Here is a 21054-nt window from a genome sequence, read left to right on the forward strand (position 1 = left end):
TGCGTCAGGGCTGCCCGCGCCGCCACAGCTTCGACGGCCACCAGATGGTCTTCCCGATGTCGTAGGCGAGTGCGGGCACGAGGAGCGAACGCACCACGAACGTGTCCAGCAGCACGCCGAACGCGACGATGAACGCGAGCTGCACGAGGAAGAGGATCGGGATCACCGACAGTGCCGCGAACGTCGCCGCCAGCACCAGCCCGGCGGAGGTGATCACGCCGCCGGTGATGGAGAGCCCGCGGAGGATGCCCTCCCTCGTCCCGTGCTGCTTCGACTCCTCCCGCACCCTCGTCATGAGGAAGATGTTGTAGTCGATGCCCAGGGCGACGAGGAACACGAAGCCGTAGAGCGGGACCGCGGGGTCGGCACCGGGGAAGTCGAAGATGCCGTTGAACACCAGCGCCGAGACGCCCATCGCCGTACCGAAGGACAGCACCGTCGTGAGGATCAGCAGCACCGGCGCCAGGATCGAGCGCAGGAGCAGCATCAGGATGATCATGATGACGACGAGGATCACCGGGATGATGAGGTTGCGGTCGTGGATGGACGCGTCGTTCGTGTCGATCGAGGTGGCCGTCACCCCGCCCACCACGGCTCCGATGTCGTCGAGCTCTCCGCGCAGCTCGCGCACGGTGGAGGCGGCCGCGGCGGAATCGGCCGCATCCGTCAGCGTCCCCTGCAGGAGCACCTGTCCGTCGACTGTCGTGGGCTCCGGAGCGGGGGTCCCGGGAGGGCCGACGGCCGTGATCCCGTCCGTCGTCACCGGGGCGGACCCGCTCGGGGAATCGGCCGCGGTGACGGTCACCCCGTCGATCCCGTCGTTCGCGAGGAGCACGTCGGCGGCGTCCTGCAGGCGGTCCTCGTCCACGATCACGGAGACGGGGCTCCCTGAGCCGCCGGGGAAATGCTCACCGAGTGCGACCTGACCGTCGCGCGCCTCCGACGCCCCGAGCACGAGGTCGGACTGCGGGACGCCCTGCGCGTCGAGCTGGGTGACCCCGGCCGCGCCGGCGAGGAGGACGAGGGTGGTCGCGATCCAGATGACGCGGGGACGCTTCTTGATGAGGCCGGACAGCCGCGCCCACAGACCGGTGGTGCGCATGCCGTGCTCCTCGGCCACGACCTCGGGCTCGAACCGGGGACGCCGGGGCCAGAAGACCGCGCGTCCGAACAGCAGCAGCAGCGCGGGCAGGAGCGTGAGGGCCGAGAGCATCGCGAACACGATGCCGATCGCCGCGACCGGGCCGAGGGTGCTGTTCGACTTCAGGTCGCTGAGCAGGAGGCACAGGAGTCCCGCGATCACGGTGCCTCCGGAGGCGACGATCGGCTCGACCGATCCCTTCCACGCGGCGAGGAGGGCGACGCCCTTGTCCTGCGCGACCCGCAGCTCCTCCCGGAACCGCGCGACGAACAGGAGCGCGTAGTCGGTGGCGGCGCCGATCACGAGGATGAAGAGGATCCCCTGGGTCTGCCCGCTGAGCAGCAGGATCTCCCATTTCGCCAGCCACCACACGACGAGGAGAGCGACGCACAGCGCGAACAGGCTCGTGGAGAGCACGACGAGCGGCAGCAGGAACGAACGGTAGACGAGGACGAGGATCACGAGCACGGCGAGCAGGGCGACACCGAGCAGGAGTCCGTCGATGCCGGCGAACCCGGCGGCGAGGTCGGCTGTGAAGCCTGCCGGCCCCGTGATGTAGACCGTGATGTCGTCCGGTACCGCCGCGCGCAGCTCGTCGCCGAGAGCGGCGGTGGCATCGCTGAGCTCGGCGTCGCCGTCGATCGGGATGAAGGCCTGCACGGCCCGGCCGTCCTCGGAGGGGAGCGCGGGGGAGACGTCGTCAGTGACCCCCTCCACGTCCGGGGCGTCCGCCACCGCGGCGGAGATCGCCTCGAGTTCGGACGGCGTCAGCTCCTCCTCGGAGGTGAAGACCGCGATCGCCGGGATCGCGTCGCTGTCGGTGAACTCACCGAGGAGCTGCTGCACCGTCGTGGCGTCCGCGGACTCCGGCAGGTACGTCGTCTGATCGTTGGACGACACCTCGTCGACCTTGCCGAACAGCGGACCGCCGAAGGAGGCACCCGCCAGCCACACCAGGATGAGGGCGACCGGGAGGAACACGCGCAGCCAGGAGTGGCGTCGGGTGCGCTCGCGGGTCGGCGGCGTCGGTGCGGGGGCGGGGCGGGACATCGGGGTCCTTTCGGGAGAGGGGGCGGGGCGCGAAGGGTCAGGAGACCCAGGCGAGGATGAGGATCATCGTGGCGAGGAAGCCGGCGATGTAGTTGAGTGCGATGAACCGGCGCCAGGCGCGGTTGGTCCCGGCCGACGTCTCGTCGGTGACGTTCCACCACGGCGCGGCGTTGACGATGTAGGGCAGCGCCAGCACGGCGGCGAGCGGTCCCGGCCACGGGGTCAGCAGCATCGCACCGCCGGCGACGGCCCACAGCACGAGGGAGAGCCGGACGGTCGCCCTCGCGCCGATCACGGTCGCGATGGAGGAGATGCCACCCTCGCGATCGGGCCCGATGTCCTGCACGGCACCGAACGCGTGAGCGGCCATGCCCCAGAGGAAGAACGCGACGAGCACGAGGACGCTGGTCGTGGTGACGGGCGCTCCGGCGAGGGAGAGGCCGACGAGGGCGGGGCTGACGAAGTGCGTGCTGGAGGTCACGGAGTCCAGGAACGGGCGCTCCTTGAAGCGCAGCACCGGAGCCGAGTAGGCGAGGACGGCGAAGACGCTCACGGCGAGCCACAGCCACGACGCCGGGGTGCCGACGGCGAAGAGGTAGACCAGGAACGGCACGTTCGTGGCGGCCGCCGCCCACAGCGTCGCGCGGTGGATGCGCGGGGACAGCAGCGCGCCCTCGATCCCGCCCTTGCGGGGGTTCGCCAGGTCGGAGGCGTAGTCGAAGACGTCGTTGATGCCGTACATCGCGAGGTTGTACGGCACCAGGAAGTACAGGGTGCCGATCACGAAGGTCGCGTCGATCTCCCTGGTGCTCAGCAGGTAGGCGGCGGCGAAGGGGAAGGCCGTGTTGATCCAGCTGATCGGCCGGGACGAGAGGAGGATCTGGGCGATGTCGTGGCCGATGCCGCCGCGGGAGGTCTTCTCCGTCATGCGTGCTCCTCCCGGTCTGTGGCGGTGCGCGTCAGGGATCGGCGCGCGCGCAGGACGGTCCACAGCGCGGGGAGCAGCAGCACCCCGGCCAGCGGATACGCGAAGTCCTCGAGCGGCGCGAGACCGATGTGCACGCCGGCGAGCTGCGTCGGCGCGTAGTGGAACAGCCCGGTGGCGATCATGACGGTGTCGAACACGGCGGTCAGCACGAGGAGAGCGAGCGCGGTGAGCGTGAGGGCGCCGAGGTGCGGGGTGCGCCGCGCTCCGACGCAGAGGGCGACCGCGGCCAGAGCGGCGACGGCGAGGAACACGGCGGACAGCTGCAGGTAGGTCATCGCGCCGCTCCCTCCCCGGCGCTGACCCGACGGCGATCCAGAAGCCGGACGGCGCCGCCGTAGAGCACCATCGTGCAGACGACGAGGAAGATCAGGAAGATCGGCTCCTCCAGGGGAAGCTCCGGAGCCAGGACGATACCCGTGGCGATCGCCGCCTCGCCGCGGAAGAAGATCCCCGCCGCGATGCCGGCCACGTCCCAGACGAGGAAGAAGGCGAGTCCGACGATCGTGACGATGGCCGCCGACACGGCATCCCGCCAGAAGAAGAGACGGAACCGCCAGTCGAGCAGCAGCATGCAGCCGAGGGAGACGAGCAGGGCGGTCAGGTAGATCGCGCCCATCATGCCTTCTCGGGTGTGGCGGTTCGGGTGGCCGGCTCCGGCAACGGGCCGGGCGAGTGGTCGCCTCGGATGCGCTTGAGCACGATCTCGGCGCTGATGAGGCACATCGGCACGCCGACGCCGGGCGCGGTGGTCGCTCCGGCGTAGTACAGCCCCCGCACGCGCCGGGAGGCGTTCTGCGCGCGGAACATGGCGCTCTGCGAGAGGATGTGCGCGGGGCCGAGCATCCCGCCCCGCCACGAGTGGTAGTCGTCGCGGAAGTCGGCCGGACCCACGGTCTCCCTGACCACGATCCGCTCGCGCAGGTCGGGGATCCCCGACCACGCTGCGATCATGTCGATCGCGGCGTCCGCGGCCTTCTCGACCTTCGGCGAGCCGGCACCGTCGCTCCCGCCGTGGCCGAGCTCGACGTCGGCCGGGACCGGGATCAGGACGAAGAGGTTCTCGTGCCCGTCCGGCGCGACCCCCGCGTCCGTCGCGCTGGGCCGACAGACGTAGGTGGACGCCGGCGTGGGGACGCCGGGGGTGCGACCGAAGATCGCGTCGAAGTTCGCATCCCAGTCGTCGGTGAAGAACAGCGAGTGATGGGGGAGCTCGGGCAGGGTCCCGCGGACGCCGAGCATCACGAGCACGCCGCCGGGTCCGCTCGTGCGCCGTGCCCACCAGGACTCCGGATAGGACTGCAGCGTGGGAGGCAGCAGCGCCGTCTCGGTGTGGTGGAGGTCGGCGCCGGAGACGACGATGTCCGCGTCCTCGACGTGCTGATGGCCGTCTCGGTCCGTCCAGCCGACACCGGTCACGTGGGTCGCACCGTCTGCGTCCTGCGTGCGGATCCCGGTGACCTCGGCACCCGTGACGATCCGCGCGCCGGCATCCTGGGCCAGCGCCGCCAACCGCTCGACGACACGCCAGAAGCCGCCCTGCGGATACAGAACGCCCTGGTCGAGGTCGAGCGCGCTCATCAGGTGGTACATCGCCGGCGCCGTCCGCGGGTCGGTGCCGAGGAAGACGGCGGGGTACCCGAGGATCTGCCGCAGCACCGGGTGCCGGAAGCGCCGGGCGGCGAAGGCCTGGAGGCGCGTGCCGAGCAGCGAGAACAGTCGCGGCAGCGCGCGCACCACCTCGGGAGCGGCGAGGGTCCTGGTGCGGGTGAACGGGTTGTAGAGGAAGTACCGCCTCGCCATGGAGCCGGCATCGTGGGCGGAGGCGAGATAGGTCTCGAGTGCCGCGGCGGAGCCGGGTTCCATCGACTCGAACAGCGCGGACACGGCTTCCCGCCCGGCGGGCACCGTCACGGGGTCGTCGCCGGACTCGGGCGAGCGGTAGACGCGGTACCCCGGATCCAGCAGCGTCAGGTCGAGCTGCTCCTCGGTGCTGGTCCCCATCATCGCGAAGTAGTGGTCGAAGACCTCGGGCATGAGGTACCACGACGGGCCGGAGTCGAATCGGAAACCATCGCGCTCGATGGTGCCCGCCCGTCCGCCGACGCGGTCGTTCTTCTCCAGCACCACGACGTCATGTCCGTCGCGCGCGAGCAGCCCGGCCGTGGCCAGACCGGCCACGCCCGCGCCGATGACGACGACGCGGCTCATCGGTCCCGCTCCAGGGCCGTGACGAGGACGGCGCGCGCAGCGAGCAGCGCCTTGATCGGGTCCGGCACGCGCACCCGGCGGCGGTACAGCTCCGCAGCCGGCGTGCGTGCGACGCGGTGCGTCAGGGCGGCGAAGAGGGCGAGGGCGCTCCGGACAGCGGCACGGGCGTCCTTCGGGAGCAGCGGGATCGCGGCTCTCGCGTCGGCGAGCTGACGGTGGACGGTGTCGACCCAGGCGTCGCGGTCGGCGTCGGTGAGAGGTTCCGTGCCGCCGAGGTAGCCGCGCTGCAGGCGGTCGGTGTCGTCGGCGAGGTCACGGAGGAAGTTCACGTTCTGGAACGCGGCGCCCAGCCGACGCGCTCCGCGGTCGAGGATGTCGAGCTCCTCCGGCGTCCGCGTGGCGTCGCGCAGGAAGACCCGCAGGCACATCAGGCCGACGACCTCCGCCGAGCCGTAGACGTACGCGGCGTGTGCGTCGGCGTCATAGGCGGTGAAGCCGGACGGGCCGGCGATGTCGGCCCTCATCGAGTCGAAGAACGGCTGGGTGAGGTCTTCGCCGATCCCGCACTCGCGCGCCGTTCGCGCGAACGCGTGCAGGATGAGATCGCTGCTGTAGCCGGTCCGCATGGAGCGATGGGTCTCCGTGATGTAGGAGTCCAGGGCCGCGGCCTGTGCACCCGCATCGAGTCCGGCCTCGGCGGCGACGCCGTCGACGATCTCGTCCGCGATGCGCACCATGGCGTAGATGTTGCGCACGTGCTGGCGATGGCGTCGCCCGAGAAGACGCGTCGCCAGTCCGAACGACGTCGAGTAGGTGCGGATGACGTCGGATGTCGCGATCTCGGCAGTCCGGCTGAAGCGTCGCAGCGCCGCGTCGTCGCGGGGCTCGGAAGGGGTCGCGGTCATCGGCTGCGGCCCTCGATCCGGTCGGCCAGAGCGAGGATGATGCGTCCGGCGTCGGCCGAGAGCGTGCCCGCCTCCTCGGCTTCCGCCAGGACCGTCGACACGGCCGCGAGCTGCTCCTCCACGAGTCCTCGGACGAATCCCTCCGCGCCGCACTCGCGGAGGCGGTCGCGCATCTCCGCCGCGTCGTCGATGCTGAGGTCGTTCTCGCCGAACCGCAATTCGATGCCGGGCCAGTGGCTGGTCATCCGGGCGTACGCGATGATCGCGGTCTCCTTGCCCTCGCGGAGATCGGAATACGGGTCCTTGCCGTGAGCGTCCGGGTCCCCGAACACCGACAGCAGATCGTCCTGCAGCTGGTAGGCGAGACCGAGGTGGCCGCCGATCTCGGTCAGCTGCTCCTCGGCGGCGGTCGGAGCGCCGGACAGGATAGCCGCCGCGCGGAGCGGGAGGACGAACGAGTAGGCGGCGGTCTTCGACGCGCTGGTGGCGAGGATGGTGCGGAGGTCGGCCGCGATGATGCCGTCGCTGAGGGCGACGTCGGAGTGCTCCCCGGCGACGGTCTCGAACACGGTCGTCTCGAGGAGAGCGAGGAGCCGCTCCCGTCGCGGCGCGGGGACGTCGGCACGGGCGAAGCCGAGCACGGCGGTGGAGAGCAGGAGGTCTCCGAGGAGGATGGCGCTCGAGCGGCCCCAGTGCAGCGCCGCATCGCCGGCCTCGTCGGGGCGACGGGAGACCAGGGAACCGATGAGATTGGGACGGCGGCGGCGGGTGAGGTCGCCGTCGATGACGTCGTCGTGCAGGAGGAACGCGAAATGCAGCAGCTCGACATGAGCGGCCACGTCGATCGCCCGCGCCGTGTCCTTCTCCGTGAGGGGGGTCGTGGCGAGTGCGGACAGCAGGTCCATGAGCATGCGCGGGCGCAGGAGCTTCCCGCCGAGGGCGTGCTCGGCGGCCGTGTGCCACAGGGCGGCGAACTCCGCCCCGTAGTGCTCGGCGGCGGCAGTGCGCTCGGCGAACCGTCGTCGCAGCACCGCCTCGATCCTGGTGCCGAGGTCTTCTTCTGTCACCATGACCGCCATGGCTCAGACCTCCCCGTGTCGACGGAGGAGCGGGAGCTGCTCGGCGAGCCAGGGGCTGAAGGCGAAGGGGGTGCGGATGACCGCGGCGAGCAGGTCATCGACATCGACCCACTCCCACTCCGCCACCTCGTCCGGGTTCGCCGAGGGCTGCTCGTCGACCACCGCGACGTGCACCGGACAGATCTCGTTCTCCACGATGCCACTCGCGTCCACGGCGCGGTAGCGGTAGTCGGGGAGAGCGAGGCGGATCTCGGTCACCTGGATCCCCAGTTCGTCGGAGCCGCGCCGTCGCACCGCATCGGCCATGTCCTCGCCGGGCTGCGGGTGCCCGCAGAAGCTGTTGGTCCAGACCCCGGGCCAGGTGCGCTTGCCGAGCGCGCGACGCGTGACGAGGAGGCGTCCCTCTCGATCCTGCACATAGCAGGAGAAGGCGAGGTGGAGAGGAGTGTCGGTCGTGTGGACTTCGCTCTTGGGCAGGATGCCGACGGCAGTCCCGTCTTCGGCGAGGAGTGTGACGTTGTCCATGGCGTCCTCTCGTCGTTTAGCTAACCTGGCGAAATATCAACTTAGCATGAAGCTGTTGGTGTGTAACATGATCGCATGCCCTCCGAGCCCCGCACCACCCCGGTCGCCCACGCGACGGCGGCGGCGGAGCGGGACGAACTCGCTCAGGGGTCCATCTACGACGTCGACGCCAGCGACCCGCGCAGTACGCTCGTCGATCGTTCGGGCGTCGCCCCGGAGGATCTGCGTCAGATCGGACGCCTCATGGAGGCGCTCGGCGGGCTGCGCGAGGCTGAGCAGCGTCTCTCGCAGGCGTCCCGGCACTACATGCAGCTGAACGAGACCGACATGCGCGCGCTGCACTACCTGATCGTGTGCGACAACCGAACGGTCGTGGCGACGCCCAGCGGGATCGCCCACCATCTCGGGGTCTCCACCGCCGCGACGACGAAGCTGCTCGACCGGCTGGAGAAGGGTGGGCACATCCGGCGCTCGCCGCATCCCACCGACCGACGAGCCCTCGCGATCACCATCACCCCCGAGACCAGGCACGCCGCGATGGAGACGGTCGGGCGGCAGCAGGCCAAGCGCTTCTACGCGGCGGCGCGACTGTCGGCGGCGGAGCGGGAGGTCGTGATCCGCTTCCTCCTGGACATGACGGAGGAGATCACCCTCCGCGATGAGGCGTGGGCGCTCGAGGGTGCGAAAGAAGATCCCGCCCGACCGTGAGGTGGGGCGGGACCGGGTCAATGTGCGGCGCGGTAGGCCTCGAGGATGGGAGCCGGTACGCGACCCCGCTCCGAGAGCGTGTAGCCGTTCTCCTTCGCCCAGGCGCGGATCGCGGCGACCTCCGGGTTGCGTGAGGGCCGCTTCCGCGACGAGGACGAGGACGAGGACGAGGACCGTCCTCCGCCGGACGCCGCTCCCGATCCGGCCCGACGCCCGGCCGTGATGTAGGGCTCGAGTGCCTGTCGCAATTCCTCGGCGTGCGCGGAATTCAGATCGATCTCGTAGGAGGTGCCGTTCAGCGAGAAATGCACGGTCTCGCCTTCCCCGACCTCCAGGACGGTGCCGTCGATGTCGTCGACCAGCTGGTGCACAATTCGTCTCGCCATGGGGCCGACTTTATCGCGGGTGCGGGAATGCGCACAACAAAGGCCGTTCCGTCATGGCGAACAATGACGCAGGCGCTGAGAATGTCGATTCAGGGGAGAAGGCCGGCGCGACGCGCTTTGGTCACGGCGGCATGCCGCGTCGACGCATCCAATTTCGACATCGCGGTGCCGAGATAGGCCTTGACCGTCCCTTCCCGCAGACCGAGGTGCGCGGCGATCTCCGCATTCGTCGATCCCAGGGCGGCGCAGGCCAGGACATCCGTCTCGCGCGGGGAGAGGTGGACGACGGGGACCGGGCCGGTCGTGGTCGTCGGCAGGTCATCTCCGGCGAGGGTCAGCAGCCGGCGCTCGACCTGCGCCAGCCGCGCGCGGATGCCGGCGTCGTCGACGGTCGCGGCGATGCTGCGGAGCTCGGCGAAGCTCTCCCGCAGCTCCTCGCGCTGTGCCGGCGCGACCGCTGCGGGTGTCGGCGATGCGGCACGGAGGCGCCGCTGCACCTCGTCGCGGATGCGCAGCTCGTCCGCGACGGACTGGGCGACCTGCATGGCCGGGGCCGTCGTCACGCCGCCGATCCTCTCCTCCGCCCACGCGCCGGCATAGAGCACGCCGCGAGGGCGGCCCTGGACGACGATCGGCAGGGCGAGCAGGGTCCGCAGGCCTTCGCCGAGGACGAAGACGTCGTAGTCGTGGGTGATCTGGCGGGAGGAGCCGTAGTCGCTGGTCATCCGCGGACGCAGCTCCATCATGGCCCGCCCGCCGAGGCCGCGCTCGGGGCGTACGCGGAGACCGTCGAGAGCGCGTGTGCGGGCTCCGACGATGCTCGTGACGCTCACGACGCCCTCTTCGATCAGCCCACCGAACGCCACCGGGAAGCGCGTGCGCCGCGCCAGCTCGCGCACCGCGTTGGCGACGAGCTCCGCCTCGGGTTCGACGGTGATCGGAGAGCTCACGAATACCTACTTTCGGGGGTGACGGCGGTGTTCCCCGTTTCGTAGCGTCGACCCTACCACTCGGGCGGCGACGGCCGCGCGTGCAGCGGACATGTGGCAAGGAGGCCCCATGAGCGAACAGGTTCCGACCCCTCAGAACGGTGCGATCGATTACGTCGCCGTCGAGCAATCCCCTCGATTCCTGCGGTTGAAACGGACGCAGCGGTCATTCATCTTCCCCCTCGCCGCGTTCTTCCTGGTGTGGTATTTCGTCTACGTCCTGCTGGCCGCATTCGCCCGCGATTTCATGGCGCAGCGCGTATGGGGGGATATCACCGTCGGGCTGCTTTTCGGGCTCGGGCAGTTCGTGACGACGTTCGCCATCACGATGGCATATGTCGCGTTCGCCAACAGGAAACTCGATCCGTTGGCGTCGGAGATCCGTGAAGAACTCGAGAAGGCGCAGGCCGACGCATGAGCATCATCCGCACGGCCACCGAGGATGTCGCGCTCGACATCAACCCGGTGTTCAACATCTCGATCTTCCTGGCCTTCGTCGCGGTGACATTGTTCATCGTCATCCGCGCCAGCAGGAACAACAAGACCGCCGCCGATTATTACGCGGCGGGGAGGTCCTTCACCGGACCTCAGAACGGATTCGCGATCGCGGGCGACTATCTGTCCGCCGCATCCTTCCTGGGCATCTGCGGTGCCATCGCGATCAACGGCTACGACGGATTCCTGTACTCCATCGGCTTCCTCGTCGCCTGGCTGGTCGCCCTGCTGCTGGTGGCCGAACTCATGCGCAACACGGGCAAGTTCACCATGGCGGATGTGCTCTCGTTCCGGTTGCAGCAGCGGCCGGTGCGGATGGCGGCGGCGATCACCACGCTCGCGGTGTGCTTCTTCTACCTCCTCGCGCAGATGGCCGGGGCAGGCGGTCTCGTGTCGCTGCTCCTGGGGATCGACGGGAGGGTCGGGCAGTCGGTCGTCATCGCAGTCGTCGGCATCCTCATGATCGTCTACGTGCTGATCGGCGGTATGAAGGGCACCACCTGGGTGCAGATCGTCAAGGCGGTGCTGCTGATCGGCGGCGCCCTCGCGATGACCATCTGGGTCCTCGCGATCAACGGCTTCAGCCTGAACACCCTGCTGGAGGCCGCCGTGGCGAACTCCGACAAGGGGGAGGCGGTGCTGGCGCCCGGCCTGCAGTACGGCGCGAACCCGTGGGACTTCCTCTCGCTGGGGATGGCCCTGGTGCTCGGCACCGCGGGCCTGCCCCACGTGCTGATGCGCTTCTACACCGTGCCGACGGCCAAGGAGGCGCGGCGTTCGGTGGTGTGGGCGATCTGGCTGATCGGCGGCTTCTACCTGCTGACGCTCGTGCTCGGCTACGGCGCCGGCGCGCTCGTCGGCGCCGACGTGATCGCGGCGGCACCCGGGGGCGTGAACTCCGCGGCTCCGCTGCTGGCGCTCAAGCTCGGCGGTCCGGTGCTCCTTGGGTTCATCTCCGCGGTGGCGTTCGCCACGATCCTCGCCGTCGTCGCGGGACTCACGATCACCGCGGCGGCGTCGTTCGCCCACGACATCTACGCGAACGTCATCCAGAAGGGACGCAAGGACGCGGAGGGGAAGCCCGTCGAGCCCGATCCCAACGGCGAGGTGCGGGTCGCCCGTCGGACGGTGATCGTCATCGGCATCCTCGCGATCGTCGGCGGCATCGGGGCGCAGGGGCAGAACATCGCCTTCCTCGTGGCCCTCGCGTTCGCCGTGGCGGCGTCCGCCAACCTGCCGACGATCCTCTACTCGCTGTTCTGGCGCCGATTCACGACGCGCGGTGCGGTGTGGAGCATGTACGGCGGGCTCGGCTCGGCGATCATCCTCATCATCCTGTCGCCGGTGTTCTCCGGCACGCCCACCTCGATGATCCCCGGCATCGACATCGCGATCTGGCCGCTGAACAACCCGGGCATCGTCTCGATCCCGCTCGGGTTCGCGCTCGGCTGGCTCGGGACGATCACCAGCACCCGGCGGGAGTCGCCCCAGCTGGCGGCCGAGATGGAGGTGCGCTCTCTCACCGGCTTCGGGGCGGAGAAGGCCGTCGATCACTGACGCGTCACCCCACGGGTGCGGGCCCGGCGGCCTACTCGCCGGGCCCGCACCCGAGGGGCGGGGGACTCACCGGGACTCGAGGTCCAGCAGGAACCTCTTCCGTTCCGGGTGACCGCCGTAGTGCCCTGCGGAGCCGTCGGACCGCACCACCCGGTGCACGGGCACGATGAGGGAGAACGGTGTGAGCCGACAGGCGGTGCCGACGGCCCTGGCCGCTCCGGGGTGGCCGGCGAGGACCGCGACCTCCCCGTAGCTCAGTGTCTGTCCCCACGGGATCTCGCAGACGGTGCGCAGCGCCGCCCGGTGGAAGCCGTCCACGAGGCGCCAGTCGAGAGCGACATGCTCGTCGAAGCGCACGGGCTCTCCGTCGAAGTACGCCTCCAGGAGCGGGACGAGCTCGTCGGCAGCTCCGGGCACGGGCTCCGGGACGGCGCCGAGCTGCCGAGACACGCCCTCCAGCAGCCAGGGCACCTGCGGATCCGCGGACTCGGACAGATCGAAGCGCACGATGCCGTCGTCGGAGAAGACCGCGAGGGCATCGCCGAAGGGCGTCGGAGCGAAGTCGTAGCGGAAGGTCATGTCCCCATCCTGACCGTCCGGGTCGACAGCGGAGAACCGGTCGCCGGGTCCGTCGCGCGTTCCGTGGACAACGAGAGCGCACGACCATGCGGGCAGGAGTAGTCCGAGCGAGTGCCGCACCGGCGGTTTTTCACCGGAAACCCGCCGGGGATACCGATCTCCGGCGGTGTCGCGCCTAGGGTGTCAGTGTGTGGCGACGGGAAAGCAGGTCTGCGAACAACACGGCGGTGGACAACGCTGTGTCCCTCGGCGACCTGCGCGACTCGTCCACCGGCGTCGGCATCGCGCACGCCGCGGAGGCGGAGCGCACGCGGCTGCGGGCGGAGGCGGCTGATCTGGGTGGACCTTCGCCGTTGAGCAGCTTCCGCGATGGCCCGGAGTCGGGCATCGACATCTCCAAGGCGCACCCCGGCAGCCTCCCGCAGTTCATCACCGGCAAGTCGACGCTCCTGTCCAACCTCTTCCGCGATGAGGTGGGTCTGCGCACCGCGCGGCTCGCCGCCGAGCGCATCACGGCCAAGAACACCGAGCTGCGCACCGTCCGCGGCATCGAAGCGGTCCACCTCGCCGTCGGCGTCGCACGGTGGCGCATCGGCGGGGCGGCCTTCGCCGCCCCCGTCCTGCTGCGGCCGCTCGCGATCCGCCGCCATCACACCGATTTCGAGCTCAAGCTGCAGGGGGCGTTCGAGGTGAACCCGGAGCTCGTGCGGGTCGCCCGCGAGCACTTCGGGCTGACCCTCGATGCGTCGGCGCTCGCCGCACTCGCGTACGACGGCGGCATCTTCAAGCCCCAGCCCGTGATCGACAGCCTGCGCGCGCTGACCCGATCCATCGAGACGTTCTCCGTCGAACCGCGACTCGTCGTCTCCACCTTCGCCGACGTCGCCGGCGCCATGGCCCAGGACGGCGGCAGCCTCGATCATCCCGTCCTCAACGCGCTCGGCGGCCACGTCGGCGATCGTGAGCAGGTCACGGCACCCCGCGCCGTCCCGCACCACGTCGGGCCCGACGACCGTGCGCCCGCGTCGGACAACCTGCTGCTCGATGCGGATGCGGAGCAGGAGGCCGTGCTGGCCCGCATCGCCGCCGGGCACTCCCTCACCGTGGCGACCCTTCCGGGCACCGGAGGGACGCAGACCGTCATCAACGCGCTCGGGGAGCTGGTCCGCGCCGGGAAGAAGGTCCTCGTCGTCTCGGCCCGGCGGTCCACGCTCGACGGTGTTCGTCATCGCCTCGCCGGTATCGGGCTGGACAGCCTCGCGGTGTCGCCGGGGAGCCTGCGCCGCGATCTCGTCCGCGCGATCGGACGCAACGAGAAGGCGACGGCTCCGAAGGTCAGCGAGGTCGACGACGCGCTGGTGCGGCTGCGCACGGTGCTGCGCGACTACCGCGACGCGCTGACCGTCCCCGTCCCCGGTCTCGACGCCTCCGTGCTGGATGCGACCCGACACCTCACCCGGCTCGCCTCGCTTCCCGTCCCCCCGTCGACGACAGCGCGGTTGAGCGTGGATGCGCTGCGCAGGCTGGCGAGGGACCGCACGGACGCGGCCGCGGCGCTGGCGCAGGCCGCGCGCCTCGGAGAGTTCCGCGTCGGGCCGAACGACTCGCCGTGGTACGGCGTCACCTTCGGCAGCACCGAGGCGGCCCGCGCCGCGCACGAGCTCGCCGGACGCCTGCACGCCGACAGCGTGCCCGCCCTGCTCGAGCGCGGGTACGAGCTCATCGCGCAGACGCACATGCGGCCCTTCTCGACGATCGACGAACTCGGCGAGTACCTCGGGCTGCTGGAGGGCATCCGCGACACGCTCGACCGCTTCAGCCCCACCGTGTTCGAGCGGCCGCTCGGGGAGCTCATCCAGGCCCACGGTTCGCGACGCGACGCGCCAGGGATGTCGGGGGCCAACCGTCGTCGGCTTCGTCGCCTGGCCAAGGAATACGTCCGCCCGGGCGTGCACGTGACGGAGATGCACGAGGCGCTGCTGCGCATCCAGACCCAGCGCACCCAGTGGCAGCGGTACGTGGAGGCGGGCGTCGCTCCGGAGATCCCGCTCGGTCTGGCCGATGTGTCCTCCGCATGGCAGCGGGTCGAAGCGGAGTTGGCGGAGCTCGATGCCGCCCTCGGCCGCCGCGAGCCCCTCTCGTCCCTGCCGGTCGCACGGCTCGTGCGCATGCTCGCCGGCCTCGCCGCGAAGTCGGACGTCTTCGAGAACCTCGTCGAGCGTGCCCAGCTGCGCGACGAGCTCGCCCTCCTCGGCCTGGAGCCGCTGCTGACCGAGCTCTCGGTGCGGCACGTCTCCGAGGCGCGGGTGGGGGAGGAGCTCGAGTACGCCTGGTGGCAGTCCCTCCTGGAGCGCGCACTGCAGGACAACCGGGCGCTGCTCGGCGCGAACACCGCCGTGGTCGACCGCCTCGAGCGCGATTTCCGGCTGGTGGACGAGGCCCATGCGGCCATGGCAGGGCCGCTGCTCGCGTGGCAGCTCGCGAACCAGTGGCGCATCGCCATCGTCGACGAGCCCGAGCAGTCGCAGAACCTGCGCCGCGCCCTGACCCAGTCCGCGACGACGGCCGCGGAGGTCGTCAGCGCCGCGCCGACCCTCGTCGACGTGCTGGCTCCGGTCTGGATCTCGTCGCCCTATCTGGTGCCGGAGATCCCGGATGCGGTGGAGTTCGACACCGTGCTCCTCGTCGACGCCGCGGCCATCAACCTCGCCGAGGCGGCTCCGGCCATCCGCCGCGCCCGTCAGGTCGTGGCGTTCGGCGATCCGGTCACGCAGCGTCCCTCTCCCTTCCGCATCGCGGTCGACCCCGCCGAGGAGTGGGAGGAGGAGGTCCCGTTCGATGACGTCTCGGTCTTCGAGCGCCTGTCCGAGCTGTTCCCGGTGATGACCCTGACCCGCAGCTACCGGGCCGGCGGCGAGGATCTCGCGGAGCTCATCAACGACGCGTTCTACGGCGGCGAGATCGTCTCCCTCCCGTGGGCCGGTTCGTACCTGGGGCGCGGCAGCCTCACCGTCGACTACGTCGAAGGCGGTACCGGCGCGCCCGACCCCGTCTCGGGCGCCGTCGAGAGCCCGGACGCCGAGGTCGCCCGCGTCGTCACCCTCGTCGTCGAGCATGCGGTGCACCGCCCGACCGAATCGCTCATGGTCGTCACCGCCAGCACCCGCCATGCCGAGCGCGTGCGCGCCGCCGTGACCGCCGCCTTCGCGGGACGCTCCGACGTCGCCGACTTCGTCGCCCGCGACACCGCGGAGCCGTTCGCGGTGCTGACGCTCGAGGAGTCCGTCGCGGAGAGCCGCGACCGCGTCATCTTCTCCCTCGGCTTCGGGCTCACGAAGCACGGCCGCGTCCTCAGCGACTTCGGCGATCTGTCGACGCCGGACGGCGAGCGACTGCTGACCGTCGGGATGACCCGGGCACGGCGCTCGATGGTCATCGTCTCGTCCATCCGCCCCTCGGCCTTCGACGACGGGCGCCTCGAGCACGGCGCGGCCACGCTCATGTCGATCCTCGGCGGTCTCGCGGCCCGTGCCCGCGACGCGCGACTGGAGGACCTGGCCGACCCGCTCACCCTCGCACTGGCCAGGGAGCTCCGGCGTCTCGGGGCTTCCGTCGACGTCGACTATCGGGGACTCCTGCCGCTCGTGGCGCAGCACAACGGCAAGGCGGTCGTGATCGAGTCCGATCCGGAGTCCCGGGGAGAATCCCTGCGCGAGACGCTGCGGCTGCGCCCTCATGTGCTCCGTCGCCTCGGCTGGCACTACGTCCGCGTGCACGCGTTCGACCTCTACAGCGACCCGCGCACCGTGGCGTCCCGGATCGCGACGGTGCTCGGCATCTCGGAGACGTCCCCGCGCGCGGAGAACGACACGCAGCCCCTCGATCTCGGCGATCACCGGAATGACTGAGGGCCGGGACGAGCCGCGGCAGCGGGTCGTCCGGGTGCCGGGCTCCCGGCGGGCGCGGCTGACGCCTGTCGAAGGCAGCGACCCGGCGCCGGAGGTCCCGCAGGGCCAAGCGCCGCGCCGGTCCGCCCCGGGTGACCGGAAGGGGCCCAACGACGACCAGCTCCTCCGCGACGTGCCCCCGCATTACTGACGCGTCCGCCCCCGGAAAAAGGAAGACCCACGGCCCTCCGAGGAGAGCCGTGGGTCGTGAGGGCGGTGCGGTCAGACGCCGCGCGGGCCCTGCTGGGTCTTGAGCAGATCGCGGATCTCGACGAGCAGCTCCGCCTCGGTCGCGGCGGCCGGCTCCTCCTCCGGCTCCTCGGCCGGCGTGCCCTTGCGCGCCTCGACGTGGGCCTTGAACGTGTTCATCGGCAGGACGAAGACGAAGTAGACCACCGCGGCGACGGCGAGGAAGCTGATGAGCGCCGAGATGAGGTCGCCGATCGGGAAGACGACCTCTTCGCCGTAGATGTTGGTGACAGGGATGCCGAACTTGCCGGCGGCATCGGCCTTGAGGAAGAGCGCGATGAGCGGGTTGATGATGCTGTTCACCACGGCCGTCACGACGGCCGTGAAGGCGGTGCCGATGACGACCGCGACGGCCAGATCGATGACGTTCCCGCGGAGCAGGAAGTCCTTGAAACCTTTGAGCATAGAAACCCCCAAGTCGACTGGGCCTCAGTTCGAGGCGGGAGTCGACGCAGCAGCCGGTTTGGCGCTCGTCGTCGAATCCGACTTCGATGATGCCGAAGCATCCTTCGAACCCCCGGATTTGGCGCGCGAGTCCGTGCGATAGAAGCCGGAGCCGTTGAAGGTCACGCCGATCGAGCCGTACTGCTTGCGCAGGGCGCCGCCGCACTCGGGGCAGACCGTGAGCGCGTCGTCGGAGAAGCTCTGGACGGCGTCGAACTGGTGCCCGCACGCGGTGCAGGCATAGGCGTAGGTGGGCATGGCGGTCCTTGCGGGTCAGCGTCGCCGGGGCGACAGATGCAGCGTCTGCGACGGGGTCACGATGCCGTCGACCGGCTGGTCGTGCACCTCACGCGGCAGTTCGTCGAGTACCTCGGAATCATAGATCACCGCGTACACCGGAGGGCATTTCTCCATGGAGCCGATGGTCTTGTCGAAGTAGCCGCGGCCCCACCCCATGCGCATCCCCGAGCGGTCGACGGCGGCGGCGGGAACGATCATCAGGTCGACGTCGTTCACCGCGATCGGACCGAGCACCTCGCCGGTGGGCTCCGGCAGCCCGTACAGGCCCTCCGCGATCTCCTCGGTGTCGTCGGCGACGGCCCAGTCCAGCAGTCCGTCGGAGCGGGTGACCGGGAGGAGGACCCGGATCCCGCGGCGGACCGCGCGAGTCACGAACTCCCTGGTGCCCGGCTCCGTGGTGGTGGAGAGGAAGCAGGAGACGGAGCGGGCCCCGAGCTCGTCGACGAGGGCGTCGAGGCGTTCGCCGATCGCCTCGGCGGCGGCCTCGCGTTGCGGATCGGACAGCAGCTGACGCCGCTCGCGCAGCTCCGCGCGGAGGGCTCGCTTGGCGTGCTCGACGTCGTTAGCCATGGTCCGAGTCTAGGGCGGCCCCCACCGGTAGGCTGTGGGAATGGCTCACGAGAAGATCAAGGCTGTCATTCCCGCTGCCGGGCTGGGGACACGATTCCTGCCCGCGACGAAGGCGATGCCGAAGGAGATGCTCCCCGTCGTCGACAAGCCGGCGATCCAGTACGTCGTCGAGGAGGCGGCGAACGCCGGGATCGAGGACATCCTCGTGATCATCGGGCGCAACAAGAACGCCATCTCCAACCACTTCGACTCCGTGCCGGAGCTCGAGGTGAAGCTCATGGAGAAAGGCGACACCGGTCGCCTGGAGCGCGTGATGAAGTCGAGCGACCTCGCCGACATCCACTTCGTCCGCCAGGGCGAGCCCAAGGGTCTCGGCCACGCCGTGCTCCGCGCTCGGACGCACGTCGGCGACAGCTCGTTCGCGGTGCTGCTCGGTGACGACCTCATCGACGAGCGCGACCCGCTGCTCACGGAGATGATCGCGGAGCACGAGCGCACGGGTGCCGCCGTCATCGCCCTCATGGAGGTCGACCCGGACAACATCCACATGTACGGCGCCGCCGCCGTCGAGGCGATCGAGGGCTCGGACGCCGTTCGTGTCACGGGCCTCGTCGAGAAGCCCGCCAAGGAGGACGCCCCCTCCAACCTCGCGATCATCGGTCGCTACGTGCTCCCGGCGTCGGTCTTCGAGATCCTCGAGCGCACCGAACCCGGCAAGGGCGGCGAGATCCAGCTCACCGACGCGCTCCAGGAGCTGGCGACGGCGGACGGCGGACCCGGCGTGGTCGGCGTCGTCTTCGGAGGCCGCCGCTACGACACCGGTGACCGCGTGGACTACATCAAGGCGATCGTGCAGCTCGCGGCCGACCGTGACGACCTGGGCTCCGAGCTCCGCCCCTGGCTCAAGGACTTCGCGGAGCGCCTCTAGGCGCCTCGCGGTCGTCGGAGGTGCGGCGTGGAGCTGTCGACGGGGATGCGGCACGGACCGGTCGAGCTGCGTCTCATCCGGACGAAGGACGCGCGGCCTCTGCAGCAGGAGCTGCTCGCCAATCGCGCGTGGCTGCAGCCGTGGGAGGCGACCATCCCGCACGGAGCGGTCTCCTTCGACATGCGGGTCAGCATCCGTCGCCTGCTCCAGCAGTATCGGGACGGCGGCGGCTACCCGTTCGTGATGGAGTACGACGGCGAGGTCGCCGGACAGCTGAACGTCTGGGGCGTCGCCCGGGGCTCGCTGTGCTCGGCGACGATCGGCTACTGGGTGAGTGAGCGGTTCGCGGGTCGGGGGATCACCCCGACCGCGGTCGCGCTCGCCACGGACGCCTGTTTCACGGAGTACGGGTTGCATCGGATGGAGATCTGCATCCGCCCCGAGAACGCCGCGAGTCTGCGGGTCGTGCAGAAGCTCGGCTTCCGATACGAGGGGCTGCGCCGCCGGTACATCCACATCGACGGGGACTGGCGTGATCACTACGCCTTCGCGCTCACGCAGGAGGAGGTTCCGCAGGGCGTCCTCGCCCGGTGGATCCACGGACAGGTGCCGCCGCAGGCGGCGACGATCCCGCCGGCGGACCGTCTCACCCTCTGACGCACCCATCGCGGGAGGACTCGCCGCGACACGCGCCCTGACTGCACGGCGCGGCCGGTCCGCCGCCGTTACCGTTGACCTATGGACGGGCCGGTGCTGAGTGGGGGAGTGATCGTGCTCGTCGCCGTGCTCCTGTGGATGCTGTATCTCCTGCCCTCCTGGCGTGGCCGCTTCCAGTACAACGCGGCTGAGCGCAACGCCGTGCGGCTGAATCAGGCGCTGCGGATCCTCGCCGAGACGAGTGAGACTCCCGGCGAGGTGCACATGGAACTCAACGCCCGCACCGTCGTCGCGCAGCAGAAGCTCGCGAAGCGGTTGCAGGCCGAGCGGGAGGCCGCAGAGCTCGAAGCGCTCCGCCAGGAGCTCGCTGCGACCCGCGCCGATCCCGTGATCCGTCAGGCCCGCGCCCGCCGCCGCGTGCGTCTGGCGGCGACCGGCGCGCTCGTGCTCGGACTCGTCGCCGTCGGTCTCGGCATCTGGCAGCTCCTCGCCACCGGGGGCGCCGTGCTCCTCTGGAGCGGTGGAGCCACCGCGCTCGTGGCGACCATGGTCCTGCAGCGGATGGCGTCGGTCGCGCTGCGCGCCGCCCGTCGTCCGCAGGCCGCGGCGGTCGAGACCGTCGAGAGGAGAGAGGCCCCGGTCCTGCACGACCAGGGCCCCGCCACCTGGACTCCGCGTCCACTTCCGGAGCCGATGATGTCGGTCACAGGATCCCGCGCACAGGCGGCTCGCGCCGAGATCGATGCGCAGGAGGAGCGCCGCAAGGCCGCCCGAGTGGCCGCGCTCCGTGCCCGTGCCGAGGAGATGGCGCCGCCGGCGCCGGTCACCCTCCCGGCGGCATCGACGGAATCGCCGTACGCACGTATGGGATTCGTCGACGACGCCGAGATCGAGGAGCACGTGCGCCGGCTTCTGCAGCGCCGGGCCGCCGGTTGACGGCTGCGGTGAGCGCGGGTCTCCACCGCTGATACCGGATGCGGGAGAGTGTCGCTCCTCGCGTCAGCGCCGCTCGGGGCCGTAAAGTCGTGGGATGGGAACCATGCAGTACGGCTCCGGCAGCGAGATCCAGATCGAGGACCGCGCCCTGGCCCATCTGAAGGTCGCGATCGCGACCAAACTCCGTCGGAACGAGAGCTTCACGCTGTCCTGGAAGCACCCGGACGGGGATGTGCCGGGGCGCTCGACGATCTGGCTGCATCCGTCGATCCCGCTGCGCTTCACCTTCGGCGAGCCGGAGACGCCGGAGCTGAACGTGAAGTGGGTCCAGGCCCTCATGGTCGAGGCGAGCTCGTCGGGGGGCATCAGCCTCGTGGACGAGGTCATCGACGGCCCGGCCGACTGAGCGCCTC

At 70.4% G+C, this 21054-nt stretch carries 23 protein-coding genes; 9 read left to right on the plus strand and 14 right to left on the minus strand.

Annotated elements, in window-relative coordinates; translation table 11 throughout:
* Positions 1 to 4: 4 nt before the first annotated feature.
* The 8 genes from ACIGJI_RS12060 to idi are packed head-to-tail and all read right to left on the minus strand — an operon-like array spanning position 5 to position 7896.
* Positions 5 to 2191 (minus strand): MMPL family transporter, encoded by a 2187-nt coding sequence (locus tag ACIGJI_RS12060; RefSeq protein WP_315637889.1) that lies wholly within the window; start codon positions 2189 to 2191, stop codon positions 5 to 7.
* 37 nt (positions 2192 to 2228) lie between these two features.
* Positions 2229 to 3119 (minus strand): prenyltransferase, encoded by an 891-nt coding sequence (locus tag ACIGJI_RS12065; RefSeq protein ID WP_187662058.1) that lies wholly within the window; start codon positions 3117 to 3119, stop codon positions 2229 to 2231.
* Positions 3116 to 3454, minus strand: coding sequence for a lycopene cyclase domain-containing protein (locus tag ACIGJI_RS12070; protein WP_363447159.1), 339 nt, complete (start codon positions 3452 to 3454; stop codon positions 3116 to 3118). The genes ACIGJI_RS12065 and ACIGJI_RS12070 overlap by 4 nt, the downstream gene beginning before the upstream one ends.
* A complete protein-coding gene (locus ACIGJI_RS12075; protein ID WP_259951522.1) occupies positions 3451 to 3795 on the minus strand; it encodes a lycopene cyclase domain-containing protein in 345 nt (114 codons plus the stop codon). The genes ACIGJI_RS12070 and ACIGJI_RS12075 overlap by 4 nt, the downstream gene beginning before the upstream one ends.
* Positions 3795 to 5387, minus strand: coding sequence for a phytoene desaturase family protein (gene crtI, locus ACIGJI_RS12080; RefSeq protein WP_363447157.1), 1593 nt, complete (start codon positions 5385 to 5387; stop codon positions 3795 to 3797). The genes ACIGJI_RS12075 and crtI overlap by 1 nt, the downstream gene beginning before the upstream one ends.
* Positions 5384 to 6292: a squalene/phytoene synthase family protein gene (locus ACIGJI_RS12085; RefSeq protein WP_363447155.1), complete on the minus strand. Its 909-nt coding sequence runs from the start codon at positions 6290 to 6292 to the stop codon at positions 5384 to 5386. The genes crtI and ACIGJI_RS12085 overlap by 4 nt, the downstream gene beginning before the upstream one ends.
* Positions 6289 to 7371: a polyprenyl synthetase family protein gene (locus ACIGJI_RS12090; protein ID WP_187662054.1), complete on the minus strand. Its 1083-nt coding sequence runs from the start codon at positions 7369 to 7371 to the stop codon at positions 6289 to 6291. Before ACIGJI_RS12090 ends, ACIGJI_RS12085 begins: the two co-directional genes overlap by 4 nt.
* A gap of 3 nt (positions 7372 to 7374) precedes the next feature.
* Entirely contained in the window at positions 7375 to 7896 is a 522-nt protein-coding gene (gene idi, locus ACIGJI_RS12095; RefSeq protein WP_187662053.1) for an isopentenyl-diphosphate Delta-isomerase, read from the minus strand.
* Between the two features lie 75 nt (positions 7897 to 7971).
* On the opposite strand from idi, the gene ACIGJI_RS12100 reads away from it, so the two are divergent.
* Entirely contained in the window at positions 7972 to 8604 is a 633-nt protein-coding gene (locus ACIGJI_RS12100; RefSeq protein ID WP_363447153.1) for a MarR family transcriptional regulator, read from the plus strand.
* Between the two features lie 17 nt (positions 8605 to 8621).
* Here the strand turns inward: ACIGJI_RS12100 and ACIGJI_RS12105 are convergent, their stop codons facing one another.
* Positions 8622 to 8990: an Lsr2 family protein gene (locus ACIGJI_RS12105; protein ID WP_366244002.1), complete on the minus strand. Its 369-nt coding sequence runs from the start codon at positions 8988 to 8990 to the stop codon at positions 8622 to 8624.
* 89 nt (positions 8991 to 9079) lie between these two features.
* Positions 9080 to 9940 (minus strand): LuxR C-terminal-related transcriptional regulator, encoded by an 861-nt coding sequence (locus ACIGJI_RS12110; RefSeq protein ID WP_315637896.1) that lies wholly within the window; start codon positions 9938 to 9940, stop codon positions 9080 to 9082.
* Between the two features lie 109 nt (positions 9941 to 10049).
* Between ACIGJI_RS12110 and ACIGJI_RS12115 the strand changes: the two genes are divergently transcribed.
* Positions 10050 to 10397 (plus strand): DUF485 domain-containing protein, encoded by a 348-nt coding sequence (locus ACIGJI_RS12115; RefSeq protein WP_060921784.1) that lies wholly within the window; start codon positions 10050 to 10052, stop codon positions 10395 to 10397.
* Positions 10394 to 12031: a cation acetate symporter gene (locus ACIGJI_RS12120; protein WP_259951439.1), complete on the plus strand. Its 1638-nt coding sequence runs from the start codon at positions 10394 to 10396 to the stop codon at positions 12029 to 12031. The genes ACIGJI_RS12115 and ACIGJI_RS12120 overlap by 4 nt, the downstream gene beginning before the upstream one ends.
* Before the next feature lie 66 nt (positions 12032 to 12097).
* Here ACIGJI_RS12120 and ACIGJI_RS12125 read toward each other — a convergent pair whose 3' ends face one another.
* Complete coding sequence (locus ACIGJI_RS12125; RefSeq protein ID WP_187662048.1) at positions 12098 to 12610, minus strand: methylated-DNA--[protein]-cysteine S-methyltransferase; 513 nt, start codon at positions 12608 to 12610, stop codon at positions 12098 to 12100.
* 227 nt (positions 12611 to 12837) lie between these two features.
* Here ACIGJI_RS12125 and ACIGJI_RS12130 point away from each other — a divergent pair, with 227 nt between their 5' ends.
* Positions 12838 to 16518: an AAA family ATPase gene (locus ACIGJI_RS12130; RefSeq protein WP_366244000.1), complete on the plus strand. Its 3681-nt coding sequence runs from the start codon at positions 12838 to 12840 to the stop codon at positions 16516 to 16518.
* Positions 16511 to 16708, plus strand: coding sequence for a hypothetical protein (locus tag ACIGJI_RS12135; RefSeq protein ID WP_363447144.1), 198 nt, complete (start codon positions 16511 to 16513; stop codon positions 16706 to 16708). The genes ACIGJI_RS12130 and ACIGJI_RS12135 overlap by 8 nt, the downstream gene beginning before the upstream one ends.
* A 71-nt stretch (positions 16709 to 16779) precedes the next feature.
* On the opposite strand, the gene mscL is transcribed toward ACIGJI_RS12135, so the two are convergent.
* From mscL to ACIGJI_RS12150, 3 genes are read right to left on the minus strand one after another with little or no spacing between them, the layout of a single operon-like run.
* Positions 16780 to 17211: a large conductance mechanosensitive channel protein MscL gene (gene mscL / locus ACIGJI_RS12140; RefSeq protein ID WP_259951442.1), complete on the minus strand. Its 432-nt coding sequence runs from the start codon at positions 17209 to 17211 to the stop codon at positions 16780 to 16782.
* Positions 17212 to 17235: 24 nt separating this feature from the next.
* Positions 17236 to 17508: an FmdB family zinc ribbon protein gene (locus tag ACIGJI_RS12145; RefSeq protein ID WP_025105556.1), complete on the minus strand. Its 273-nt coding sequence runs from the start codon at positions 17506 to 17508 to the stop codon at positions 17236 to 17238.
* Positions 17509 to 17523: 15 nt separating this feature from the next.
* Positions 17524 to 18120: a 5-formyltetrahydrofolate cyclo-ligase gene (locus ACIGJI_RS12150; protein ID WP_187662044.1), complete on the minus strand. Its 597-nt coding sequence runs from the start codon at positions 18118 to 18120 to the stop codon at positions 17524 to 17526.
* 40 nt (positions 18121 to 18160) lie between these two features.
* Between ACIGJI_RS12150 and galU the strand changes: the two genes are divergently transcribed.
* The 4 genes from galU (at position 18161) to ACIGJI_RS12170 (ending at position 21047) form a co-directional block, all read left to right on the plus strand.
* Positions 18161 to 19048, plus strand: a complete 888-nt coding sequence (galU, locus tag ACIGJI_RS12155) for a UTP--glucose-1-phosphate uridylyltransferase GalU (RefSeq protein ID WP_187662043.1) — start codon at positions 18161 to 18163, stop codon at positions 19046 to 19048.
* A gap of 45 nt (positions 19049 to 19093) precedes the next feature.
* Entirely contained in the window at positions 19094 to 19705 is a 612-nt protein-coding gene (locus ACIGJI_RS12160) for a GNAT family N-acetyltransferase (RefSeq protein ID WP_187664199.1), read from the plus strand.
* A gap of 81 nt (positions 19706 to 19786) precedes the next feature.
* Entirely contained in the window at positions 19787 to 20641 is an 855-nt protein-coding gene (locus ACIGJI_RS12165; protein WP_363447141.1) for a hypothetical protein, read from the plus strand.
* Positions 20642 to 20735: 94 nt separating this feature from the next.
* Positions 20736 to 21047 carry a hypothetical protein gene (locus ACIGJI_RS12170; RefSeq protein ID WP_187662041.1) on the plus strand — a complete coding sequence of 104 codons (312 nt, stop codon included), beginning with the start codon at positions 20736 to 20738 and terminating at the stop codon, positions 21045 to 21047.
* Positions 21048 to 21054: the final 7 nt, after the last annotated feature.

This window comes from Microbacterium sp. NPDC064978 (assembly GCF_044543605.1).
Classification (GTDB): Bacteria; Actinomycetota; Actinomycetes; order Actinomycetales; family Microbacteriaceae; genus Microbacterium; species Microbacterium meiriae.

Coding starts and splice junctions, on each gene's coding strand:
- ACIGJI_RS12060 (WP_315637889.1), bottom strand. CDS start 2,191: ATGTCCCGCCCCGCCCCCGCACCGACGCCGCCGACCCGCGAGCGCACC.
- ACIGJI_RS12065 (WP_187662058.1), bottom strand. CDS start 3,119: ATGACGGAGAAGACCTCCCGCGGCGGCATCGGCCACGACATCGCCCAG.
- ACIGJI_RS12070 (WP_363447159.1), bottom strand. CDS start 3,454: ATGACCTACCTGCAGCTGTCCGCCGTGTTCCTCGCCGTCGCCGCTCTG.
- ACIGJI_RS12075 (WP_259951522.1), bottom strand. CDS start 3,795: ATGGGCGCGATCTACCTGACCGCCCTGCTCGTCTCCCTCGGCTGCATG.
- crtI (WP_363447157.1), bottom strand. CDS start 5,387: ATGAGCCGCGTCGTCGTCATCGGCGCGGGCGTGGCCGGTCTGGCCACG.
- ACIGJI_RS12085 (WP_363447155.1), bottom strand. CDS start 6,292: ATGACCGCGACCCCTTCCGAGCCCCGCGACGACGCGGCGCTGCGACGC.
- ACIGJI_RS12090 (WP_187662054.1), bottom strand. CDS start 7,371: ATGGCGGTCATGGTGACAGAAGAAGACCTCGGCACCAGGATCGAGGCG.
- idi (WP_187662053.1), bottom strand. CDS start 7,896: ATGGACAACGTCACACTCCTCGCCGAAGACGGGACTGCCGTCGGCATC.
- ACIGJI_RS12100 (WP_363447153.1), top strand. CDS start 7,972: ATGCCCTCCGAGCCCCGCACCACCCCGGTCGCCCACGCGACGGCGGCG.
- ACIGJI_RS12105 (WP_366244002.1), bottom strand. CDS start 8,990: ATGGCGAGACGAATTGTGCACCAGCTGGTCGACGACATCGACGGCACC.
- ACIGJI_RS12115 (WP_060921784.1), top strand. CDS start 10,050: ATGAGCGAACAGGTTCCGACCCCTCAGAACGGTGCGATCGATTACGTC.
- ACIGJI_RS12120 (WP_259951439.1), top strand. CDS start 10,394: ATGAGCATCATCCGCACGGCCACCGAGGATGTCGCGCTCGACATCAAC.
- ACIGJI_RS12125 (WP_187662048.1), bottom strand. CDS start 12,610: ATGACCTTCCGCTACGACTTCGCTCCGACGCCCTTCGGCGATGCCCTC.
- ACIGJI_RS12135 (WP_363447144.1), top strand. CDS start 16,511: ATGACTGAGGGCCGGGACGAGCCGCGGCAGCGGGTCGTCCGGGTGCCG.
- mscL (WP_259951442.1), bottom strand. CDS start 17,211: ATGCTCAAAGGTTTCAAGGACTTCCTGCTCCGCGGGAACGTCATCGAT.
- ACIGJI_RS12145 (WP_025105556.1), bottom strand. CDS start 17,508: ATGCCCACCTACGCCTATGCCTGCACCGCGTGCGGGCACCAGTTCGAC.
- ACIGJI_RS12150 (WP_187662044.1), bottom strand. CDS start 18,120: ATGGCTAACGACGTCGAGCACGCCAAGCGAGCCCTCCGCGCGGAGCTG.
- galU (WP_187662043.1), top strand. CDS start 18,161: ATGGCTCACGAGAAGATCAAGGCTGTCATTCCCGCTGCCGGGCTGGGG.
- ACIGJI_RS12160 (WP_187664199.1), top strand. CDS start 19,094: ATGCGGCACGGACCGGTCGAGCTGCGTCTCATCCGGACGAAGGACGCG.
- ACIGJI_RS12165 (WP_363447141.1), top strand. CDS start 19,787: ATGGACGGGCCGGTGCTGAGTGGGGGAGTGATCGTGCTCGTCGCCGTG.
- ACIGJI_RS12170 (WP_187662041.1), top strand. CDS start 20,736: ATGGGAACCATGCAGTACGGCTCCGGCAGCGAGATCCAGATCGAGGAC.